At 68.1% G+C, this 20774-nt stretch carries 26 protein-coding genes; 16 read left to right on the plus strand and 10 right to left on the minus strand.

The window, feature by feature from the left end:
• Window positions 1-144 precede the first annotated feature (144 nt).
• From DW297_RS01185 to DW297_RS01200, 4 genes are all read right to left on the minus strand, one after another.
• The gene (locus tag DW297_RS01185; protein ID WP_136028683.1) at window positions 145-1047 is read right to left on the minus strand and encodes a carbohydrate ABC transporter permease; all 903 of its coding nucleotides are present in this window, start codon (window positions 1045-1047) and stop codon (window positions 145-147) included.
• Window positions 1044-1970 (minus strand): carbohydrate ABC transporter permease, encoded by a 927-nt coding sequence (locus tag DW297_RS01190; RefSeq protein WP_205828199.1) that lies wholly within the window; start codon window positions 1968-1970, stop codon window positions 1044-1046. Before DW297_RS01190 ends, DW297_RS01185 begins: the two co-directional genes overlap by 4 nt.
• Window positions 1963-3285, minus strand: a complete 1323-nt coding sequence (locus DW297_RS01195; RefSeq protein WP_205812626.1) for an ABC transporter substrate-binding protein — start codon at window positions 3283-3285, stop codon at window positions 1963-1965. The genes DW297_RS01190 and DW297_RS01195 overlap by 8 nt, the downstream gene beginning before the upstream one ends.
• Window positions 3286-3440: 155 nt before the next feature.
• Window positions 3441-4592, minus strand: a complete 1152-nt coding sequence (locus DW297_RS01200; RefSeq protein ID WP_136028684.1) for a DUF4185 domain-containing protein — start codon at window positions 4590-4592, stop codon at window positions 3441-3443.
• Window positions 4593-4938: 346 nt separating this feature from the next.
• On the opposite strand from DW297_RS01200, the gene DW297_RS01205 reads away from it, so the two are divergent.
• The 12 genes from DW297_RS01205 (at window position 4939) to DW297_RS01260 (ending at window position 11305) form a co-directional block, all read left to right on the plus strand.
• Complete coding sequence (locus DW297_RS01205; protein ID WP_136028685.1) at window positions 4939-5457, plus strand: hypothetical protein; 519 nt, start codon at window positions 4939-4941, stop codon at window positions 5455-5457.
• A gap of 190 nt (window positions 5458-5647) precedes the next feature.
• Window positions 5648-5890, plus strand: coding sequence for a hypothetical protein (locus DW297_RS01210; RefSeq protein ID WP_136028686.1), 243 nt, complete (start codon window positions 5648-5650; stop codon window positions 5888-5890).
• A 4-nt stretch (window positions 5891-5894) separates the two neighbouring features.
• Complete coding sequence (locus DW297_RS01215) at window positions 5895-6152, plus strand: hypothetical protein (RefSeq protein ID WP_136028687.1); 258 nt, start codon at window positions 5895-5897, stop codon at window positions 6150-6152.
• A complete protein-coding gene (locus tag DW297_RS01220; protein WP_136028688.1) occupies window positions 6149-6712 on the plus strand; it encodes a DUF2247 family protein in 564 nt (187 codons plus the stop codon). Before DW297_RS01215 ends, DW297_RS01220 begins: the two co-directional genes overlap by 4 nt.
• A 55-nt stretch (window positions 6713-6767) precedes the next feature.
• Entirely contained in the window at window positions 6768-7040 is a 273-nt protein-coding gene (locus DW297_RS01225; RefSeq protein WP_136028689.1) for a hypothetical protein, read from the plus strand.
• Window positions 7041-7051: 11 nt separating this feature from the next.
• Window positions 7052-7810 (plus strand): hypothetical protein, encoded by a 759-nt coding sequence (locus tag DW297_RS01230; protein WP_136028690.1) that lies wholly within the window; start codon window positions 7052-7054, stop codon window positions 7808-7810.
• Complete coding sequence (locus DW297_RS01235) at window positions 7722-8828, plus strand: hypothetical protein (protein WP_136028691.1); 1107 nt, start codon at window positions 7722-7724, stop codon at window positions 8826-8828. The genes DW297_RS01230 and DW297_RS01235 overlap by 89 nt, the downstream gene beginning before the upstream one ends.
• Window positions 8813-9328: a hypothetical protein gene (locus tag DW297_RS01240; protein WP_136028692.1), complete on the plus strand. Its 516-nt coding sequence runs from the start codon at window positions 8813-8815 to the stop codon at window positions 9326-9328. The genes DW297_RS01235 and DW297_RS01240 overlap by 16 nt, the downstream gene beginning before the upstream one ends.
• A gap of 34 nt (window positions 9329-9362) precedes the next feature.
• Window positions 9363-9872 (plus strand): hypothetical protein, encoded by a 510-nt coding sequence (locus DW297_RS01245; protein ID WP_136028693.1) that lies wholly within the window; start codon window positions 9363-9365, stop codon window positions 9870-9872.
• Window positions 9873-10068: 196 nt separating this feature from the next.
• Window positions 10069-10482 (plus strand): PH domain-containing protein, encoded by a 414-nt coding sequence (locus DW297_RS19405; protein ID WP_446724353.1) that lies wholly within the window; start codon window positions 10069-10071, stop codon window positions 10480-10482.
• Between the two features lie 29 nt (window positions 10483-10511).
• Window positions 10512-10763, plus strand: coding sequence for a hypothetical protein (locus tag DW297_RS01255; protein WP_136028695.1), 252 nt, complete (start codon window positions 10512-10514; stop codon window positions 10761-10763).
• Between the two features lie 311 nt (window positions 10764-11074).
• Window positions 11075-11305 carry a hypothetical protein gene (locus tag DW297_RS01260; RefSeq protein ID WP_136028696.1) on the plus strand — a complete coding sequence of 77 codons (231 nt, stop codon included), beginning with the start codon at window positions 11075-11077 and terminating at the stop codon, window positions 11303-11305.
• Window positions 11306-11366: 61 nt separating this feature from the next.
• Here DW297_RS01260 and DW297_RS01265 read toward each other — a convergent pair whose 3' ends face one another.
• Genes DW297_RS01265 through DW297_RS01275 form a run of 3 tightly spaced genes read right to left on the minus strand, consistent with a single transcriptional unit; the run spans window position 11367 to window position 14634 of the window.
• Window positions 11367-12731 (minus strand): extracellular solute-binding protein, encoded by a 1365-nt coding sequence (locus tag DW297_RS01265; RefSeq protein ID WP_136028697.1) that lies wholly within the window; start codon window positions 12729-12731, stop codon window positions 11367-11369.
• A gap of 29 nt (window positions 12732-12760) precedes the next feature.
• On the minus strand, window positions 12761-13714 hold the full coding sequence (locus DW297_RS01270; protein ID WP_136028698.1) for a carbohydrate ABC transporter permease: 954 nt from the start codon (window positions 13712-13714) through the stop codon (window positions 12761-12763).
• Complete coding sequence (locus tag DW297_RS01275; protein ID WP_136028699.1) at window positions 13714-14634, minus strand: carbohydrate ABC transporter permease; 921 nt, start codon at window positions 14632-14634, stop codon at window positions 13714-13716. Before DW297_RS01275 ends, DW297_RS01270 begins: the two co-directional genes overlap by 1 nt.
• Before the next feature lie 295 nt (window positions 14635-14929).
• Here DW297_RS01275 and DW297_RS01280 point away from each other — a divergent pair, with 295 nt between their 5' ends.
• Genes DW297_RS01280 through DW297_RS01295 form a run of 4 tightly spaced genes read left to right on the plus strand, consistent with a single transcriptional unit; the run spans window position 14930 to window position 18782 of the window.
• Window positions 14930-16087 (plus strand): PP2C family protein-serine/threonine phosphatase, encoded by a 1158-nt coding sequence (locus DW297_RS01280; protein ID WP_136028700.1) that lies wholly within the window; start codon window positions 14930-14932, stop codon window positions 16085-16087.
• Window positions 16084-18048 carry a glycosyltransferase family 2 protein gene (locus DW297_RS01285; RefSeq protein WP_136028701.1) on the plus strand — a complete coding sequence of 655 codons (1965 nt, stop codon included), beginning with the start codon at window positions 16084-16086 and terminating at the stop codon, window positions 18046-18048. The genes DW297_RS01280 and DW297_RS01285 overlap by 4 nt, the downstream gene beginning before the upstream one ends.
• Window positions 18032-18364, plus strand: a complete 333-nt coding sequence (locus DW297_RS01290) for an STAS domain-containing protein (protein WP_025102664.1) — start codon at window positions 18032-18034, stop codon at window positions 18362-18364. The genes DW297_RS01285 and DW297_RS01290 overlap by 17 nt, the downstream gene beginning before the upstream one ends.
• Window positions 18354-18782: an ATP-binding protein gene (locus tag DW297_RS01295; protein ID WP_136028702.1), complete on the plus strand. Its 429-nt coding sequence runs from the start codon at window positions 18354-18356 to the stop codon at window positions 18780-18782. Before DW297_RS01290 ends, DW297_RS01295 begins: the two co-directional genes overlap by 11 nt.
• Before the next feature lie 4 nt (window positions 18783-18786).
• On the opposite strand, the gene DW297_RS01300 is transcribed toward DW297_RS01295, so the two are convergent.
• From DW297_RS01300 to DW297_RS01310, 3 genes are all read right to left on the minus strand, one after another.
• On the minus strand, window positions 18787-19227 hold the full coding sequence (locus tag DW297_RS01300) for a DoxX family protein (RefSeq protein ID WP_136028703.1): 441 nt from the start codon (window positions 19225-19227) through the stop codon (window positions 18787-18789).
• Window positions 19228-19338: 111 nt separating this feature from the next.
• The gene (locus tag DW297_RS01305; RefSeq protein WP_136028704.1) at window positions 19339-19752 is read right to left on the minus strand and encodes a heat shock protein transcriptional repressor HspR; all 414 of its coding nucleotides are present in this window, start codon (window positions 19750-19752) and stop codon (window positions 19339-19341) included.
• A gap of 34 nt (window positions 19753-19786) precedes the next feature.
• The gene (locus DW297_RS01310) at window positions 19787-20770 is read right to left on the minus strand and encodes a DnaJ C-terminal domain-containing protein (RefSeq protein ID WP_136028705.1); all 984 of its coding nucleotides are present in this window, start codon (window positions 20768-20770) and stop codon (window positions 19787-19789) included.
• Window positions 20771-20774 lie beyond the last annotated feature (4 nt).

Here is a 20774-nt window from a genome sequence, read left to right on the forward strand (position 1 = left end):
CCGCCGCGGCCGGAAGGCGCAGCAGCACCGGGTCGACCGCAGCGGGACCGGAACCGGCGGCACGCGCGGCCGCCGTCGCGCCGGCAACGCCCGCGGAGCCCGCAGCACCAGACCGCGCCGTGCGAGTACGCGCGTGCACCCTGCTCATCCCTTCAGCCCCGTCGATGCGACGCTCTCCACGATCTGCCGCTGGAACGCCAGGAACACCACGAGCAGCGGCACCACGACCATGGTGATGGCGGCGAACACGATCACCGCGGGTGCGGCGCCGAAGCCGTTCTGCAGCGTGACGAGCCCGAGGGGCAGGGTCATGTTCTCCGGGCTGGACAGGAAGATGAGCGGCCCGAAGTACCCGTTCCACGAGGCCTCGAACCCGAGGATCGCGAGGGCCGCGACCGCGGGGGCCGAGAGCGGGATGAGCATCCGGAACAGGATCCACAGGTGTCCGGCACCGTCGAGCCGCGCGGCCTCGTCGAGCTCGCGCGGGATCGTCTTGAAGTACTGCGACAGGAAGAAGATCTGGAACACGTTGATCAGCGCGGGCAGCCACAGCGACGCGAGGGTGTCGACGAGTCCGAGCTGTCGCATCATGATGAAGATCGGGATGATGACGAGCTGTCCCGGCACCATGAGCGCCGACAGCATCACGACCAGCAGCACGCGGCTGCCGCGGAAGTCGATGCGCGCGAACGCGTAGGCGGCGAGCACCGAGAAGAACAGCGCTCCGACGGTGGAGATGAGCGCCAGCGCGAGCGAGTTGCCGAACTGCTGGAAGAACGGCATGTACTCGAACACGTCGGCGAAGTTCTGCGTGGTGAACGGGATCGGCAGCCAGCGCGGCGGGTCGGCGAACGCGAACTCCGGCTCGGTGAAGCTCTGCACGATCAGCCAGAACAGCGGCGACAGCATCAGGATGCCGAACACGACGAGCACCACGTCGACGATCACGCCGCCGACGGTGGGGCGGTGACGGCGGCGGCGGCGCTGTCGTTCGACGCGGGTGAGCACGTCGGTCCGCGGCTCCACGGTGGGGGGAAGAACGGTCATGATTCGTGCACCCACTTCCGTCGGCCGAGGAACTGCAGCACGGTGACGCCCATGATGATGACGAACACGAGCAGGGCGACCGCGGCGGCGTACCCCATGTCGAAGGCCTGGAAGCCCTTCTCGTAGAGGTACATGATGATCGTCGTGGTGGAGTTCTGCGGTCCGCCCTTGGTGATGATCTGGATCGGGTCGAAGATCTGGAACGCACCGATGAAGGTGATGATCGTGGCGAAGAACATGGTGGGCGACATGAGCGGCAGCGTCACGTTCCAGAAGATCTGCCACGAGGTCGCGCCGTCGGTGCGGGCGGCCTCGACGAGCTCGGTGGGCACGGTCTGGAGTCCGGCGAGCATGATGATGAACGTGAAGCCGACCGTGTGCCACAGGTCGATGAAGATGATCGCGGGCATGGCCCAGGCGGGGTCGGCGAAGAAGTTGGGCAGCTCGATGCCGAACGTCGCCGCGTACTGCGCCACGTAGCCGAACGTCGGGTCGAGCACGTACTTCCACAGCAGGGCGACCGCGGCCCAGGAGATCAGGAACGGGAAGAAGATCGCGACGCGGGCGAAGTAGCCGAGCACGCGGCTCGCGACCCGGTTGACCGCGAGGGCGAGCAGCAGCCCGAACACCAGGTGGGTGACGATCGAGGCGAACGCGAACACGAACGTGTTCAGCAGCACCTGCGGCAGGATCGGGTCGGAGAACAGGCGCACGAAGTTGTCGGCGCCGACGAACTCCGGGGTGGTCAGCATGTCCCACTTCAGGAACGCCAGGGCGATCGCGAACACGAACGGCCCGGCGACGAAGACGAGGAACAGCAGCAGCGCGGGACTGACGAACATCCAGCCCGCGGTCGCGGTGCGACGCCGCAGGAGCTCTGCTCCCGGGCGCCGCACCGTGGGGGCGGCGGCGATGCTACTCACCGACCAGCTGCTCCAGCTCCGCCTGCGCCGCGTCGAGGGTCTTCTGCGCCTCGCCCTGACCGGCGATGATCGTGCCCCACGCCTCCTCGATGACCTTCTGCGCCTCGGCGCCCTGGTCGATCGAGGGGATCGGGGTGGCGAAGTCCATCGCCTCGCTCAGCCGGATGGTGCCCTCGGGGGCGTTGTCGGTGAAGGCGGGCGAGTTCGCGACCGACTCCCGCGCCGGCACGATGGTGCCGCCGATCTCGGCGAAGTAGCTGCCGGCCTCCTCCGACATGAGGAACTTGATGAAGGTCCACGCGGCCTGCTTGTTGTCGCTGTTCTTGGCGATGTTCCAGGCGTCCCAGCCGACCGGCGAGCCGTTGCCGGTCTTGGTGGGCCAGTTCACGACCACGGTCTTGTCGACCATGTCGAGCTCGCGCACACCGAGCACGGGCCAGCGTCCTCCGCTGAGGATCGCGAGCTTGCCCTGCTTGAACGCGGTGTTGCCGTCGAACTGGCCGCCGGGCTTGGGGGCCAGGCCCATCTCGACGAGGCTGCGGGCGAACTCGGCCGACTCGACCGCCTCCGGGGAGTTGTAGGTGGGCTCGCTCCAGTCGGCGTTGAACGTGCTGCCGCCGTTGGTGGTGAGCCACGGCATCACGTCGACGAAGTAGCCGGAGCCGGCGCCGACGAGGTAGGCGCCGGTCTTCTCCTTGATCTGCTTCCCGGCCGCGACGAACTCGTCCCACGTCCAGTTGCCGTCTTCGGGGATGGCGACTCCGGCCTTCTCGAACACGTCTTTGTTGAGGTACATGGCCATGGTGTTGAACCCGCCGGGGATGAAGACGGTCTCGCCGTCGGGGCCCGCCGCGAACTCCTCGTTGAACTTTTGCAGGTTGGGGCTGATGTCGTCCCAGTAGTCGTCGACGACGTCTTGGTCCTGCTCGATGTAGGGCGCGAGGTCGGCGAGGATGCCCTTCGAGGCGAACAGCCGCTGCCCCTCGGTGGCGACCTGGATGATGTCGATCTTCTGTCCGCCGGCGAGACGCGTCGCGACCGTGGTGGAGAACGTGGCCCAATTGCCGCTGGGGATGCCGACGGCCTTGAGCTTGATGTCGGGGTACTGCTTGTTGAACTCGGCGAACAGCGCGTTGAACGCCTTCTGCTGGTCGGCGTCTCCCATGTAGACGAAGTTGAGCTCGCCGCTGTCGGGCTCCCCCTCGGCTCCGGCGCCTCCGCCCCCGCCGCCGCCCCCGGAGCATCCGCTGAGGGCGATGCCCGCCACCACCACGGATGCTGCGACCTTCCACATGCGACTGCGTGTCTTGCGCATTGGTCCTCCTCAGGACGTCACTCGTCTTCGAGTCATGCTGTGTCCCGGCTGCCGCCGGGTGGGGGTGCCGACCAGCTCGCGTCGATCCACTCTGATCGGGTATGCGCCAGGTTAGGCGAAATCGATTTCATGCGCAATAGTCGGCGACGGGCTGCTCATCCGTCGGCGCGGTCGAGGTCGGCGGCGAACCAGAACACGTTGTACGGATCCCAGAGCGAGAGCGTGAAGTAGATGCGCCGACCGTCGTCCGAGACGTACCGCGGGTCGAGGTAGGGGCCGTAGAGCCCCGGGTAGTCGTCGCCGGGCACGAGCTCGATCGGCTCGCCCCAGGGGCCCCACGGGGTGATGCCCTCGCGGATGTAGGCGTTGCCTGCGTCGGAGTAGGTCATGATCCAGCGCTCCAGGTACGTCGACCACATCACCGACAGCTCGCCGATCGTGCCCTCGACCACGACCTGCGCGTCGTCCAGGTCGTCCGACCACACCGGTTCGTCGCCGTCGAGGCCCGCGAAGTAGGAGTAGGAGCCCTGGTCCTCCACAGCCTCCTCGGTGGCCGGCACCCGCATCAGCCGCACCTCCCCGAACCGCCCGGAGGGGATCGCCCACAGGTAGATCCAGTCCTCGCCGTCGGCGGTGACGGGGGCTGTCGCGAACTGCACGAAGCCGGAGTCCCCTGGCCACTCGATGCCCTCGACGGGAGCCCAGGTCTGCCCGTCATCCCGCGAGACGACGAGGGCGGAGCGGTTGGCATCCCACGCGCCGGGGTCGCCCCAGTAGCTCACCGACATGTAGGAGACGTAGATCGTGTCGCCGATCGCGAAGCCCGCGGTGGGGATCTTGGTGACCTCGCCGGAGCCGTTGTTGAGGTCGTGGTCGCCCTCGATCAGCGGGGCCGCGAGCCCGATCCCGTCGGCCACCCAGCCGTCGAAGAAGATGCCGTCGGTCGGGTCGTCGTCGGTCGTCCAGGCGGCCACGTTGGAGCGCCACTGCCCGCCCTGACCGCCGGTCGTGCCCGGTGCGCGCTCGCCGAACGTGTCACCGAAGAAGAACCAGGTGCGGTCGGCCACGGTGGTCATCGAGCCGAGATCGGTGCCGGCGACGCCGACCGCTTCGGTGTCGTTGATGCCCGCCGGTCCGGTCAGCTGCGCGACCTCGGTGAGCCCGGAGATCCCGGTCAGCACGAACGGCTTGTCGGGGTCGGGGTCGAGCTCCACGGGCGCCCCTCCCCCGGCGCACGCGGCGAGGCTCACCGCCAGGGCGGTGGCGGCGAGCAGGGCGGTCGAGCGACGGGCACGGGTGCGGGACATGCGGCTCCTCGGCGAGCGACAGGGGTATGGAGGCCGACGATACCGAAATCGATTTCAGTGCACCAGAGCTTCTGTTCGGGGGCGGATCGCATGGAGCATGGTGGACGGCTTCGCGGTCGTCGGAGGCTCCGTCAGCCCCGGAAGGGACATGACATAATCTCCTCGTCCGGGTTCGCCGATCCTGGATCCGAGCTTTGCCTCAGTCCGAACCTGGCCGCCGACGACGACGTGGCGGCGTCCTCACCCGAAGGGCTATGCATTCGATGATCAGACACGGGCAGGCGGTCGCGGCCTTCTCAGCGCACGTGGCACCGCACTCACGTCCCGTCACACCGATCGCTTCCGCGTGATCACGCTCGGTGAGCTGCTTTCCGCGGAGACTGCAGGGGCCGCCAAGCACGAGAGCCCGCACGTTCGCGATGAGGATGCGTTTCTCGAAGCCCAGGTGAACGCCGTGCTCTTCGACGCCATCACGTCGACACTGGGAATCCTGTGGGATCTTCGGACCGCTCTGCACCTCGACGAAACGAACACGGGGCTTCTCGTTGTAAGAGGCGTGGAGCTGCTGGAGTGGTCCGGCGGAACCGACCAGCAGAGGATGTCGTGGAAGGTGGGCGGCTCCACGGTTCAGTCACTCGGCGCGGGCCTGGAAGTTCATCTCGCACTGACTCCGGGCGCAGATCTCCGGGTCCGTGGGAGGAGCGCTGTCTTCCATTCGCTCGACGTGGTGGCGCTCGGAGAGATTCCCGACTTCGGCTCGCATACGGATCAGGAGGTGCGCAGCATGTCCCCACGGTGGGACTCCGCCGCCCGCGTCGTCCGTACGACACCGTTGGCGCTGGGACCCGGCAGGGCTCCCCGTTGAGTGAAAGGTACGCAATGCCGGAAGGGGAACTGAAGCTCTACCTGAGCTCGAGCGAAGCACTGGTTCTTTACGATTGGTTGGCGTCGACCCATGAGAGAGGCCTACCCGGCCTCGATGATGCCAGCGCTACCGTGCTGTGGGATCTTGAATCTCAATTGGAGCCACTCCTGGTCGATAGCAAGGGGGCCTGATGTCTGCGGATAACTACTTCTCGCTCGGATTGGGGGTCGTCCTCCTTGTTTTCGGCCCGCTCGTGGTGCGCCACCGTCAAAGGCTCTTCGATATCACCGCGGACGCCAATCGCGCCCTCGGTGGCGCCCCGGGCCGCGAGGTCGCCAAACGTGGCAGCGCCGCGTGGGTGGGCGCGTGCGGCATCGCGATGATCGCATTCGGGGTCATCGCACTCCTCGCGGGCGTGTTCGTGCGGGGGTGAGGGAATGCACACGTTCGCGGTGGCGTGTATCGCCAGTGGCATCGCCATCCTCCTGGCGGGATCCACCATGCTCCTGGCACGAAAGCGCCTGCTGAGGTTCGTACGCGCACGCTACGCCGTTGTTCTGAGCGAGGACCAGCTCTCCCCGCGGGAGGTCTCCCGGAGAATGCCCCGAATGCGCGCCATCATCGTCATCGCGACCGGGTTCCTGCTCTTCGGTGGCGCCCTATTGACCCTGGGGTTGTTTCGAGTGCTGGCATGACCGCAGAGATTGATTGGAGTGCCATGAGCGAGGACCTCCTCAGCATCGATCTGGATGGCGATGACATCTCACGCCGGTCGCGGATGACGCTGCCCGAGTTGGATCTCGGCTTGCGGAAGGGGTGGGTCCGCCCTTCCGAGGGGATACGGCTCGTGGATCAGGCGATTCGCGAGGATCAGCGTATGCGACCCGAGGTTTTCGAGTTGACAGCGGCCGACGAGTGGAACTTCGCGGAGAAGGTGAGCCGACTCGTCCCCACGCCCACGGAGGAAAGCGACCGAAGTGCCCTGGGTATCTGGACCTACCTTTTCATGGCGTGGCTCTACGACAATCGAGACAGATTCGCCGACGTGCTCGGCATCGTCGAACTTCTGGCCGCAGATCTGGAGTTTCCGCCCGAGATCTCCGGAATGGTGAGGTGGATGCCGCCACCGGAAGGAGAGGAAGTGGGGATCGATGCTCTGATGCGCCACTGGGAACGGTATGTGGCGTCACGCCGCGAGGTGTATTCCGCACCGGAGCGGATGTTGGATGCTCCCCGTCGGACCTTTCCCGCATGAGCGGATTTATGCCACAGTGTCGGAAGAAACGCCACCATCGACAGGAGCGGTGAGAATGCCCGACATCAGTGTCGATACCGTCGTTCCGAATCTGCTGGTCGGGGTGCTGGTGATCGTGTTGGGCATTGTGGTGATTCGTCACCGCGCCCGTCTCAACGGGTTCATGTTCTCCGCGCAGAAGTCGATGCTCGGCGAGCGGTATGCGCGGGCGTCGGCAGGTCGGCAGACGCCGTGGATGATGGGCACGGTCGGGGTCGGCATCATCTGTATCGGACTGGCGATGACGGCAGCCGGGGTCGCCGGCGCGATCCAGAACATCGTCCTGTGACACGTCGACGGATGCACGGAGTACAGGCGTTCGGCGAGCGCGGCTTCCTGTCTTTCCTTCGCGACAACGCGCGCCCTTCCGGTGACGTCGATCGTGAGCTTCTCCGGGCACTGATTCCGGACGTCAGTATCGATCACCTTCCCGAACGGATCGACCCCAACGCGGATGGTCTCTTTCACCTGGCAGCGATCGTCTGGGATGTCGATGAACGTCTGGCGCTGTCGATGTTCCGTGAGGCCGCGAGCGCCGGGTCGTGGGATGCCCTCGCTGCTCTCGGCGAGGGCGAGAACTGGCTGGGTGATCACGACCAGGCGGTGGTGCACCTTCGAGCCGCACTCGATCTTCGCCCGGACGGTCACGCACGGCTGGAGGGCCTACTCGGGGAGAGCCTGGTCCTCACTACGGAACCCGGCGATCCACGAGAGATCGAGCGCCTCCTCGCGGCGGGCCTCCAGGAGTCTCCGGAGTTCGCGCTTCCGTTGGCGCGGCTCCTGCTGAGTGAGGGGCTGGTCGAGGAGGGGCGGGCATGGACGGAATGGGCCGGCGAGACCGAGGTATACGGAGCGGCGCTCCTCCTCGGCAACCTCCTGAGCGAAACGCCGGACAGCACCGACGCGGCCGAAGCGGCGTACTGGCGCGGGATCGCCACCGGTGACGCGCACAGCGGCCCACAATCTCGCGGTGCTGTTGCAGCAGCGGGGCAACGAGGAACGCTCCAGAGAACTCCATCGACTCGCCCGTTCGATGGGCGACCGTCGCCCTTGGACTGACGGGCGGGCCGTCATGATGATCGCGTCGTTCTCGTCCGCGCCCGCGGAGGCGGCTGATGCACAGAGCGCATCGACCGGAGCACGGATCGGGGCACTTCTGTGGGGAGCAACGGCGACCGGACTGTTCGTGCTGCTGGGGCACGAGAGCAGCATGTGGTGGATCGGGCTTCCCGTCTACGCATTCGTCGCCGCCGCGCTCGTGCGTTCCGCCTGGCTCGGCGTCTGGGTCTCGCCTGGAGCGGTGAAGGTGGTCTCCTGGTTCCGTACGCAGCGCTTCAGGGCCGGCGAGGTGTCGGCTGTGGAGCTGGTCCCCTACTTCGGCATGGGCGGTGCCTCCGTCGGATGGCTGCCTGTCGTCGGGTCCGTCCGGATGATCGAGGTCGAGTTGACGAGCGGTCGGCGCGTCTGGCTGCCCTCAACCATCGGCAGGGCGGAACGGCGTCCTCCGGCTCGCGAGGACGATGCGCGCGGCGCTGGGCCTCAGCATCCATTGACCTCAGCGGTGAGCCGGCAGACGAACACCCTGGCGCGGGAAGGAATGCGTGCTTCTCCCTCCCGGAAGCCCGCAGGCCGTTGCCACTGGTTGACCGACCTCACGGTCGGGAATGATGGGGTCGTGGAGACAATCACCCTCGACGACGTCGACGAGCCCGTCCTCGACCTTCATACGGCGCGCGTCAACGCCGGCGTCTTCGAGGTGGCGGGCTGCGCGGATCTTCAGGGCGGACGGCTTCTCTACGAAGCGAGGCAGGCCGACGGCCGCAGATTCCCCTGGTTTCAGGCGGCCCGCTGGGAGCGCGTTCCCTTCACCGTGTCGATCACCGGCGCCAGTCACTTCCACGTCCACGATCCGGAGGGACTCGGCACGATCGTGCTGGACCGCGTGACGCAGCATCCGGGCTCCGTCATCCTGCGCGGTGTGATTCCGGGCGAGATTCACATCGCGAGGACGGAATCCTCGGCGCCGGTGCTCACCATCGATCGAATGATCAGGCCGGACGAATGTCCACGCTCCTGACGGTCGCCTTCCTGACAATGGGTGCGCTTCTGGTGGCCTCCGCTACCGTCGTCGCAGTTCATCGCGAACGCGTGGGGCGGAATGTGAAAGCCGCGGGGATGGCGGGGCGGCTCGCGCTGCCTGCATCCACGGTCGGTCTGGGCGTGAGCCTGATCCAGTTCCTCGTGGCGATCGGCTGCTTCCTTCTCGCCGTCTCTCTGCCTCGACGGCTGGGCGATGGCCGAGGAGAGGCATCACTCGTGCATCTCGTGGAGATAGGGCCGCCGTGGGGTGAGGTATTGACCGCCGGCGTGGTCGCCGTCGGTCTCGCCACCTGCATCACTGGTGCACTCCTGTTGAGCCGATGCTGGTCGCACCGTGCGACGTGGCACACCGATCGCGGCCTGTCAGGGCTGCCACGTCGCGACCGCCGCCTGCTCTACGGCGGGAGTGGCCTTCTCCTGATCGGAACGGTGGCCTTCGTGGGCGGCGTGCTCTTTCTCTTCTCGGCCATCGCATGACCGACTGCCTCGCCGTCGTGAAAGGAAGGGAACCATGCTGACCCTCGACTACCGGATACATCGGGACGCGAGCGCAGACGACGTGGCGTGGGATCGGATCGACGACGTGTCGCTGGGCTACTGGCGTTTCCTCGGTGACATCGTGCTCACGACGGACGACGCAGACCACAGCATGCGGTGGGGCTGGTTGCCGATACTCGGCTTCGCGCTCCAGATGACGAACGCGGCCCACGTGATCCAGCGCGGTGAACCGCACACGCTGGAGATCCTCGGATCGGAGCGGTGCCTCCACTTCGCCCCGCGAGGAAACCGGATCGAGATCGTCACCGACGACAGCGAACGGCCGGCCTTCGTCTCGGCACAGGAACTGGTCGAGGCATCGGATCAGATGCTCTCTCGACTACGCGCGGAAGTGGAGGGACGGCACCCGGGCCTCCTCACCAACCGCCGCTACCGCGACCTGCTCTCGTTCGACCCGGAGTATCCGACGCGAGCGACAGAGGCGAACCACCGCGCCGCCGGCGGACAGGACTCCTCGTCGTGATGCCGCTCGATCCTGTCGCGCGAGTGCGGCCGGGCTGGCTCGGTGAGCGAGAGTACGAGGCGCCCACGGGCCGGGCGGGGCGGGCAGGTCGACTCGCGGTCGCCAGCGTGTTCACGCTGGCTCTCCCCGCTCTCGCTCTGGTCGGGCCGATGCCGCTGCACGCACCCCTCCCGTGACCGTGCTGCTGCTCGGGAGCATGGTGCTGACCGTGTGGCTGTGGGTGCGACTGCCTTTCACCGGGGTGATTCCGACGGAGCGGTCCGTCGTTGTTCGGTCCTGGTTCTCACGACGAGAGTACGACCGGGCGAGCATTCTTCGGTTTCGTCACGTCGAGTACAGCGGACTGTTCTTCTACCTGGCGTGGCCGAGCGACACCGGGTGGTTGGCGAGCGGCATGGTCGAGGTAGAGCTTCGCAACGGAACCCGAATACCGTTGCGCGCGACCGTCTGCGGGATCGCTGATGCCCGGCGAATCGCGGAGGCCCTCAATCGATGGGGGGGGGAGCGGGTGTCGGCGACGGCCGCGGCCCCCGCCGCCGCCGGGATTATGGCGCGCGTGGAGAGTCACCCTCGACGAGGTCTCAGTCCTGGCCCTGGGCAGGGACGATGACGTCGACCGGTGGAGCGAGAACGCGGCAGATGGATGGTGACACGGTGGCGGAAAAGCACTCCATCGGCTCGTGGGTGATCGCGTTCTTCCGAGAGGGAGTCCAGACCGGGCTCTTCTTCTGGTACATCGTCGGGTCCCTTCTCGCCGTGTTCGTCGTTCCGGGGGATCGTGCCTCCGCGTTGATCGCTGTCTTCGTCGTCGGGCTGCTGATGGCTATCGTCGTTGTCAGCCGTCTCCGTCGACGGTTGAGGACGAAGAACGAGGATGCGGGAGATCGGTAAGAATCCATGCGCACGCTCGGGTGGTTCCTCTTCCTCACGATTCGCGGGGTTCTGCTGTGGATCCTCGTCCCCTTCGCATCCCTCTCGTGGCTGTGCGTCCACTCGTGGCTTCAGAGAGCCACACTTCGGCAATCGATCTGCTGGTACGAGACGAACGTCAATCTCGTCATCGCTCGAGGACTCCTTCGCCCCTTCCTCGGTTCCGACGTCCGCAGCGGGAGATTCGCTCCCCTTTCGCAGATGGCCACGCTTCCTCCGCACAAGATCCATTTGCTACTCACGGCAACATAGGTGAAAGGACTCACCGTCGAATGATCCTCGGCGTTGTTATCGGGCTCGTGATCGTGACGGTCGGAGTCGCACTTCTTCTCGCCAGGCACGCGTTCTTGCGGTTCGCCCTGCGGTGGTTCCGACGGTTCTACGGTCAGCCCGTGGCCGACACGTTCGAGCATCGCGGAGAGAAGGGGATCATCGTTGGCGGCGCCGGATTCATCGTGTTCGGGATCGTGCAGATCGTCGTCACCGTTGTCGGGCACTCCTAGCGATCACCATCACAACCGTGGGTGGGGGCGAAGCCGCCCCCACCCACGCCCCTCCGGGGTCTCAGCCGGCCGTGGCGTTCTCGTAGGCGCGCATCGCGGCGTCCTGCGCATCCTTCAACGCGTCCTCGGGAGACTTGTCGCCGAGCAGCGCCGCGGTGATGGCGTTGTTCAGCTCGTTCTGGATCTCCTGCCCCGCGGGCGACGAGCCGAACGACTTCCCGTAGTCGACCACGTCGTAGAACGTGGAGATCACCTGGTCGAAGCCGGCGTTGCCGCTCTCGGTCACGAACTTCTCGCGGATGGCCTGGTCGGCCGAGGGCGAGCCGGTGAACAGCCCGGTGTTGATGCCACCCTCCTCCTCGATGGTCTTCGCCCGCGCGTCGCCCGCCGCCATCCACGCGTCGTCCGAGGTGAGGTTCACCATCCACGCGCACGCTGCCGCGGGATTCTTCGCCCCGACGGGGATCACGAACGCCGTGCCGGACGCGACCGAGAACGGCTCCCCGTCGCTGTTGAGGAACGGCACCGCCTCCAACTGGATCTGGTCGGCGTAGGGGCTGAGCACGTTGGGGTACCACTGGGCGTTCACCTGCGAGCCGACCTGCTGCGCCACGAACTGGTTCTGGTCGCCGAACGCGTCGAACGAGTCGGTGAAGCTCTTCACCGCCGCGAAGCCGCCCTGCGCGTCGGTGATCTGCTTGAGCATCTCGATGCCCGCGACGTTGCTCGGGTCGTCCAGGGTGGGAGCGCCGTCGGCGTCGTTGAGCTGACCGCCCATGCCGAGGATCCACAGCCCCGCCTGTCCGGTGGCGACCGGGTCGAAGCCGAGCCGCGACGGCACGCCGCCCGACTCCTGGTACATCTTCGCGATCGCGCCGAGCAGCACGTCGGGCTGCGAGGTGTCGATCTCCTCCGCGGTCACCCCGGCCTCGTCGAGCACGGCCTTGTTCAGCAGGATCGCCGGCGGCTGGTAGAACTGCGGCACGGCCCACACCGCATCCTCGTAGGTCACGTCGTCCACCACGAACGGGTACCAGTGGTCGCGCGGCGTCACGTCCTGCGCGGCGAAGCACTCGTCGAGCGGCATGATGAGGTCTTGCGCGGCGTAGGTCGTGACGTAGCGGCGGTCCATCTGCACCACGTCGGGCACGTCACCGCTCGCGATGCGGGTGGTGAACTTCTGCGCGTCGAAGGCCGTCGCGTCGAGGTCGACCTTCACGTCGCTCAACTGCTCTGCCGCATAGTCCATGCGCGAGGTGCCGACGTCGTCGGCGTTCTCGAACCCCCACGCCTTCAGCGTGCCGCTCGGCTCCGCACCGAAGTCGGCGTCGGCGGCCTGGTCTCCCCCTCCTCCCCCGCCGCAGCCGGCGAGGACGAGGACGGATGCGGCGGTGACCGCGGTGATTCCCCACATGCGTGTGCGCATGACTGCTCCTTTCGATCGGTGGTGCGTTGTCAGCCCTTGCGCCCCTGGGTGGCGACGCCCTCGATGAAGGAGCGCTGCCCGAAGGCGAAGAGGATGAGCATGGGCAGCGTCACCAGCAGCGACGCGACCATGACGTACTGGTAGTCGCCGTGGCCTCCCGCCGTGGGGCTGTACTTGGTCATGGCGTAGGCGATGCCGAGCGGGGCGGTGAACTGGTCGACCGACCCGGCGTTGAGGTAGATGAGCGCGGCCTGCAGGTTGTTCCAGCTGGCCTGGAACTCGAACAGGAACACGATCACGAACGACGGGATCGACAGCGGCATCGCGATCCGCCAGAACAGCCCCCACGCGCTCGCCCCGTCGAGCCGCGCCGCCTCGAACAGCTCCCGCGGCAGCCCGAGGAAGAACTGCCGTTGCAGGAAGATGTAGAACGCCGACCCGAACAGGTTCATACCCCACAGCGGCACCCAGGTGCCCAGCAGCCCGGTCTCCTTCCAGATCAGGTAGATCGGGATCATGGTCACCGCGCCGGGCAGCATCATGGTCGCGAGCACGAGGCCGAACAGCAGGCCGCGGCCGGGGAAGCGGAAGTACGCGAAGCCGAACGCCACGATCGAGCTGGAGATCGCCACGGTCCCCGCGGCCAGCAGGGCGATGGCGATGCTGTTGCCCATCCAGCTCAGCAGCGGCAGCTGGTTCCACACCTCGACGTAGTTCTCCGGCACGAACGTCTTCGGGATGAGGGCGTTGTCGAACACCTCGCCGCGCGGCTTGAGGCTCGCCGCGATCAGCCACACGAACGGGTAGAGGAACAGCAGACCGAACAGCACGAGGATCACGTTCAGCACGATGCGGCCGGCGAGGCTCTTCGGCTGGTGGAGCCGGCGGCGCCAGCGCCCGCGCGTGGGGACCGTGGTGGTGAACGTGCCGGGGCTCTTCTCCCGCTCGACCTCGACGGGTTCCGGGCGCAGTGTCTGCGACATCAGCGGTCTCCCTCGTAGTAGACGAAGCGGTTGCCGACCTTCACCTGGATCAGGGTGATCAGCATGATGATCACGAACAGCAGCCACGCCATCGCCGCCGCGAATCCGAAGTTGAACTGCCGGAACGCCTGCTGGAACAGGTAGATGGCGTAGAACAGCGACGCCTCCGGCGAGGAGTTGCTCTGGTCGCGCCAGAACAGCAGGTACGCCTGGTCGAAGATCTGGAACGCGGCGATCGACAGCACGATCACGTTGAAGAACATCGCCCCGGAGATCATCGGCAGGGTGATCGAGAAGAACTTGCGGACGGGCCCCGCGCCGTCGAGCGACGCCACCTCATACAGCTCGACGGGCACGTTCTTCAGCGCCGCGAGGAAGATCACCATCGTCCCCGCGACCGTCCACAGCGTCATCATCACGATGCTCGGCTTCACCCACGCCGGGTCGACCAGCCACTGCGGCCCCTCGATGCCGAACAGCCGGAGGAACTGGTTCACCGCGCCGGAGTTGCCGTTGAGCAGCAGGAAGAACACCGCCGCCGTCGCGACCGCCGGGGTCATCTTCGGCAGGTAGTACAGCACCCGGAAGAACCCGGCGCCCCGGCCGACACGGTTGAGCAGCATCGCCAGCACCAGCGCGAACACGATCTCCAGCGGCACGGCCATCACCACGTAGAAGAGGGTGTTCGCGAGCGAGACCCCCACCCGCGGGTCGTCGAACAGGTTGGCGTAGTTGTCGATGCCGATCGGGCGGGCGGTGTTCGTGGCCAGGTTGTAGCTGCTGAACGAGATGTAGAGGCTGTAGATCATCGCGCCGGCCGTGAACACCAGGAACCCGATGATCCAGGGCGAGATGAACAGGTACCCCGCGAGGGCCTCGCGGCGGTTGTAGCGATCGCGCGTGCGTGGCGTCCGTGCCATCCACCCGCTCCTTCCCTGCGATGATCCGGCGTACGGGGGCACGCCGGAGAGACCGTGGTGCCCGGGCTGCCGGGCACGCGCGATGCCGGATCGGGGCCGCCCGTGCTGCGCGACGGGGGGAGGCGCAGTCGGCGGTCCGAGCCTTGAATCGGACAGTAGGACCGGAGAAGCGTTTCGCCACGGGGCTTGCGCAGAACCGTTTCCTGTGGTTCACCTGGACGCGCCTTCGACGGCCGCACCACGCCGCCGATATTCCGCCTAGGATGACCGGAAGTGACCGTAGGAGGGGCGGGCGATGTTCGACGAGCGACGGCGCCAGGCAGCGCTCGAGGAACTGGGGATCCTTGACACACCACCGGACGAGCGAGTGGACCGGGTGGCGCGACTGGCGAAAGAAATGTTCGGGGTACCGATGGTCAGCGTCTCGCTGATCGACCGGGACAGGCAATGGCGCAAGGCGCAGATCGGCCTCGGGGGGAACGAGGCCCCGCGCGAGGACTCGTTCTGCGACTACACCGTGTCGCAGGACCGGACGGTGGTGGTGGAAGACGCGAGCGCCACCGACCTGTTCGCCGAGAACCCGTTCGTCACGGGCGACCCGCACCTGCGGTTCTACGCCGGGCACCCGCTGCACGCCCCGGGCGGAGAGCCCATCGGCACCCTGTGCGTGCTCGACACCGAGCCGCACGTGCTCACCGACTCGCAGCAGGATCTGCTCCGCGACCTCGCGTTCTGGGTGCAGACCGAGCTCGCGCAGGACGCCGACATCGACCACGCCGCGGTCGTGCAGCAGGCGTTGCGGCCCCGCGTACTGCCCGAGGTCGAGGGCTACACGATCGCGGCCGGCGCGGCCCCGCGGGGCATGCTCGCCGGCGACTACTTCGACTTCTCGCGGCACGGCGACGCCCTGCGCGTGACCCTGGCCGATGCGATGGGCAAGGGCACCGGTCCCGCGCTCGTGGCGGCCACGGTGCGCGCATCGCTGCGCACGGCCCCGGAGCGTCCGCTCACCACGGCCGTCGCCGACGTCGACCGGCTCCTGGAGGACGACCTCGCCGACACCTCGATGTTCGTCACCGCGGTGGTCGCCGAGCTGCAGCCCTCGACCGGTGAGCTGCAGGTGATCGATGCGGGGCACAGTCTCGCGTTCGTGATCCGCGCCGACCGCTCCTGGACCCCGCTGCGCTCCACCAACCTGCCGCTGGGCATGGGCATGGGCGTCGCTGACCCGCGGGAGCCGATCACGACGACGCTGGAGGCGGGCGACACCTTCATCTGCTGCAGCGACGGCCTGCTCGACGTGCTCGACGAGGACGACCCCTTCGCACACGTCGACCGCGTGCTCGCCGCACTCGGCCCCGACGGCGCGGTGCAGGAGGCGCTGCGGCTGGCGAACTCGGACGAGCGCGCCACCGACGACATCACCGTCGTGGTGGTGCGGAGGGACTCGTGACCGCCCGGTTCGCGACCATCCGCATCCTCGCGCTGCTGTCGGTGCTGCTCGGCGTCAACTACGTCGCCTGGCGCTGGCTGGAGTCGGTGAACTGGTCGGTGTGGTGGATCGCCGTGCCGCTCGTGATCGCCGAGACCTACAGCCTCATCGACACGTTCCTGTTCTGCCTGACGATGTGGCGCGCCAAGGAGCGCCCGGCCCCGGTGTCGCCGCCGCAGGGCACGGTCGACGTGTTCATCACCACGTACGACGAGCCGATCGAGCTCGTCATGACCACCGCGCGGGCCGCGAAGCGCATCGCCTACCCGCACACGACGTGGATCCTCGACGACGGGGCGCGCCCCGAACTGGAGGCCGAGGCCCGCGCCGCCGGTGTCGCCTACCTCACCCGCTCGGAGGACTGGACGGGAAAGCCCCGGCACGCGAAGGCCGGCAACCTCAACAGCGCCCTGTTCCAGACCGACGGCGAGTTCCTGCTCATCCTCGACGCCGACCAGGTGCCCGACCCGCTGATCCTGCACCGCACGCTCGGCTACTTCGCCGACGACCCCGAGGTCGCGCTCGTGCAGACGCCGCAGTGGTTCGTGAACGTCGACGAGGCCGACCCGCTCGGCAGTCAGGCACCGCTGTTCTACGGCCCCATCCAGCAGGGCAAGGACGGCTGGAACGCCGCGTTCTTCTGCGGCTCCAACGCCGTGCTGCGACGTGAGGCGCTCATGCAGCTCGGCATCGTCGGCTACGTGCGCGAGGTGACGGAGTCGGCCGCGAAGGCGCTCAAGACCTCCGAGACCCTGATCGCGAAGGAGGCGGAGGCCGCGACCGACCCCGCCCTGGCGACCGAGCTCGGGGCGCTGCGCATCGCGATCTCGCGCGGCCGGAAAGACCTCGCCGCCGGGGAGTCGGTCGCCGAGGTGGCGGCACGCGTGGGCGACGCCGTCGACAACGCCTCCCGCATCCTGGTCGCGCACGACCTGGACAGCATCCGCGCCGACCTGGCCGAGATCGGCGCGCTGCCGATGCAGCACGATGCCGAGCTCGGGCTCGTCGTGGTCGACGAGGCCGGGCTCGACGCCCTGGCGGCGTCGGACCTGTCGCCCATCACCGCGGTGGAGGCCGTGCGCGGACTGCTCGACACGCTGCGGCTCGACCGCGGTGACGAGGCGCAGCCGATCCTCCCGCTCGCCACGATCTCGGTCACGGAAGACATGGCGACCGCGATGCAGCTGCACGCCCTCGGCTGGCGCAGCGTCTACCACCACGAGATCCTGGCCCACGGGCTCGCCCCGGAAGACCTGCGCACCATGCTCACGCAGCGCCTGCGGTGGGCACAGGGCACGTTGCAGGTGATGCTGCGCGACAACCCGCTCGCCAAGCGCGGCCTCTCGGTCGGGCAGCGGCTGATGTACTTCGCCACGATGTGGAGCTACCTGTCGGGCTTCGCGGCGATCGTCTACCTCGCCGCGCCCGTGATCTACCTGGTCTTCGGGGTGCTCCCGGTGACCGCGTGGTCGGTGGACTTCTTCGCGCGATTCCTGCCGTACTTCCTCATCAACCAGGCGCTGTTCCTCGTGGTCGCGAAGGGCGTGAAGACCTGGCGCGGCCAGCAGTACTCGCTCGCCCTGTTCCCGGTGTGGATCCGTGCCTGCTGGACGGCCTTCGCGAACGTCGTGCTCGGCCGGCCGCTGTCGTTCGCCGTCACCCGCAAGGACGGCCGCGACCCGCGCGGCGTGCCGTGGGGCGAGATCTGGCCGCAGCTCACCGCCATGATCGTGCTCGCCGTCGCGCTCGTGATCGGGGTGGTGCGGGTGTTCCTCGGCACCGCCGATGGCACGGGCACCCTCGTCAACACCGCCTGGGTGCTGTACGACCTCGTCGTGCTCAGCGTCATCATCCAGGCCGCCCGGTACCGCGGTCCCGCCGCGGCCATCCTCGAGAAGGAGTCGAATGAACGTCAGCACTGACACCAGGGACGGCTACGCCGTCGTCGCCATCACAGGGCGCCTCACCGCGTCCGGCGCACCCCTGCTGCGCAACGCCGTGAGCGACCTCGTCGCCGCGGGGCAGCCGCGCATCGCGATCGACCTCAGCGGCACCGAGTTCGTCGACTCCTCGGGCCTCGGCGCCCTCGTCGGCGGGCTCAAGAGCGCCCGCGTGGCCGGGGGCGACCTGCGGATCGCGGCCGTGCCGGAGGCCGTGCGCACGGTGCTCCACCTGACCAACCTGGATCGCGTGCTGCGCGACTACCCGACGCCGGAATCGGCGTTCGATGGCCGCTGAGGTCCGGGCGTTCCACGTCGACGGGCCCGCCGGGCTCGCCCTGGTCGACAGCGCGCTCGACGCGCTCGACCGGCTCTGGGCCGACGGCCCGGAGATCCCCGCCGAGGACCAGGTGCTGTTCGCGCTGGCCGTCAGCGAAGTGACCACCAACATCGCGCAGCACAACGAGCGCACCGACGTGGTGTTCAGCGTCGACGTGCGCGTCTCGGCGGACGAGCTGCGCGCCTACATCCGCGACACCGCGCCGCCCGCCCCGATCGACTGGGACACCGTGTCCATGCCGGGCGAGGACAGCGAGAGCGGGCGCGGCCTGGCGCTGTCGCAGGCCGCGCTCGACGAGTTCCGGCACGTGCCGGGCGACGCCGGAAACACGTGGGTGCTGGTGCGGCGGGTCGGCGTCGACCGGGGCGAGGGCTGAGCGGTCAGGCGAGCCAGGCGGGAGCTCGGCCCCGCAGCACGGCCCCGTCGATCGAGAAGCGCCCGGCACCGGTGAGCGCGAGGGCCAGAGCGGCCGCGCCCAGCACGGCCACGAACTCGTAGCCGCCCTCGCCCACCCAGAGACCGGCGGGCAGGTGCACGAGCACGAGCGCGACCAGCATGTCGATCGCGAGCACCACGCCGACCGGGCGGGTGAACAGCCCGAGCATGAGCAGGATGCCGCCGATCAGCTCGACGAAGGCGACCACGGGCGCGGCGATCTCCGCGAACGGCACCCCCATGCCGGCGAAGCTGCCGACGGTTCCGGGGATCGTGTACTCGAAGATCTTCTGGGCGCCGTGGGCGGTGAAGATCGCACCGGTGACGACCCGGAGGATCAGGAGTCCCAGCGAGGGGGCGGGGCGGTGGGCAGTGGTGTTCGTCATGAGGAGTTCTTCCGTCGTGGCAGGACACCCGCGCGCGGCGCGGACCAGGGGGTTCCCTGCCCCCACGCTAGAAACAGCGGCTTTCCATCCCCTGAACGTGTCGGGCGCAGGTCACGCCGAGCCGCGCGGGTGCCACAGCACCAGCTCGGTCGAGCGACGCAGTCGTCGTCCGCCGGGCATCGGGACCACGCCGGACGAGCCGGCCGCGAACACCCGCACGCCCGGGCGGTTCTCCCGCTCGGCGCGCAGCGCGGCCTCGAGCGCGACGACGCGCCCGCGCAGCATCCGGTTCTCGTCCTCCAGGTCGAGGAGCTTGGCGATCGCGGGCAGGCTCATCCCCTCGGAGGAGAGCTGCGCGACCTCCCGCAGCTGCTCGATGTTCCGCGACGAATACCGCCGGGAGCCGCCCGGCGTGCGGCCGGGCACCACGAGCCCGATGCGGTCGTACTGGCGGAGGGTCTGCGGGTGCAGGCCCGACAGCTCGGCGGCGGCGGCGATCGCGAAGACGGGGGTGTCGGCGTCCATCACGCACTCCACCCCCGTCCCTCGGCGTTCGCACTCATCGGCGGGCCTTCGCCATCAACTCCGCCCGCGGGTTCTCCTGCGGCTCCAGCTGCTGGAACTTCTCCAGCGCCTCACGCGCGGCGTCGTCGAGGTGCGTCGGCACCGCGACCTGGAGCTCGGCGAGCAGGTCGCCCGTGCCCTTGGAGGTCGCGACACCGCGGCCCTTGACGCGCAGCACGCGCCCGGACGGAGTGCCAGGGGCGACGCGCAGCTTGACCACGTCACCGCCGAGCGTCGGCACCTCGATGGTGGCACCGAGCGTGGCCTCGGTGAACGTGACCGGCACGACCACGCGGAGGTTGAGGCCGTCGCGCGTGAACACGGGGTGCGGTCGCACCGTGATCTGCACCACGATGTCACCGCTCTCCCCGCCGTCCGGCGACGGACGACCCCGGCCACGCAGCCGGATCTTCTGCCCGTCGGCGACGCCCGCGGGGATCTTCACCTTGAACGGCTTGCCGTCCTCACCCTGCAGCGTGATGGTCTCACCCTGCACGGCAGTGGTGAAGTCGAGCGTGGTGCGCGCGGTCACGTCGGCGCCGCGCTGCGGTCCGCCGAAGCCGCGGAACCCGCCGCTCGGCTGACCGAACCGGCCGCCGCCGAAGCCGCTGCCCTGCCCCTGGTTGAACATCGCGAAGATGTCCTCGAAGTCGGCGCTCTGGCCTCGCCCCTGCTGTCCGAACCGGCTGAAGACGTCTTCGAACCCGCCCGCCCCGGAGCCGCTGGCCGTGAAGCGGGCGCCCGAGCCCATGGCGCGGATCTCGTCGTACTCCTTGCGCTGCTCGGGGTCGGAGAGCACCGAGTAGGCCTCGCTGATCTCCTTGAACTTGGCCTCGGCCTTCGCATCGCCCTGATTGGAGTCGGGGTGATACTTGCGCGCGAGCTTGCGGTACGTCTTCTTGAGGTCAGCGTCGCTGACGTCCTTCGTGACCCCGAGGGTCTTGTAGAAGTCCTTGTCGAACCAATCCTGGCTGGCCATCGAT

The sequence above is a fragment of the Microbacterium sp. PF5 genome, assembly GCF_004794315.1.
Taxonomy (GTDB): Bacteria; Actinomycetota; Actinomycetes; order Actinomycetales; family Microbacteriaceae; genus Microbacterium; species Microbacterium sufflavum.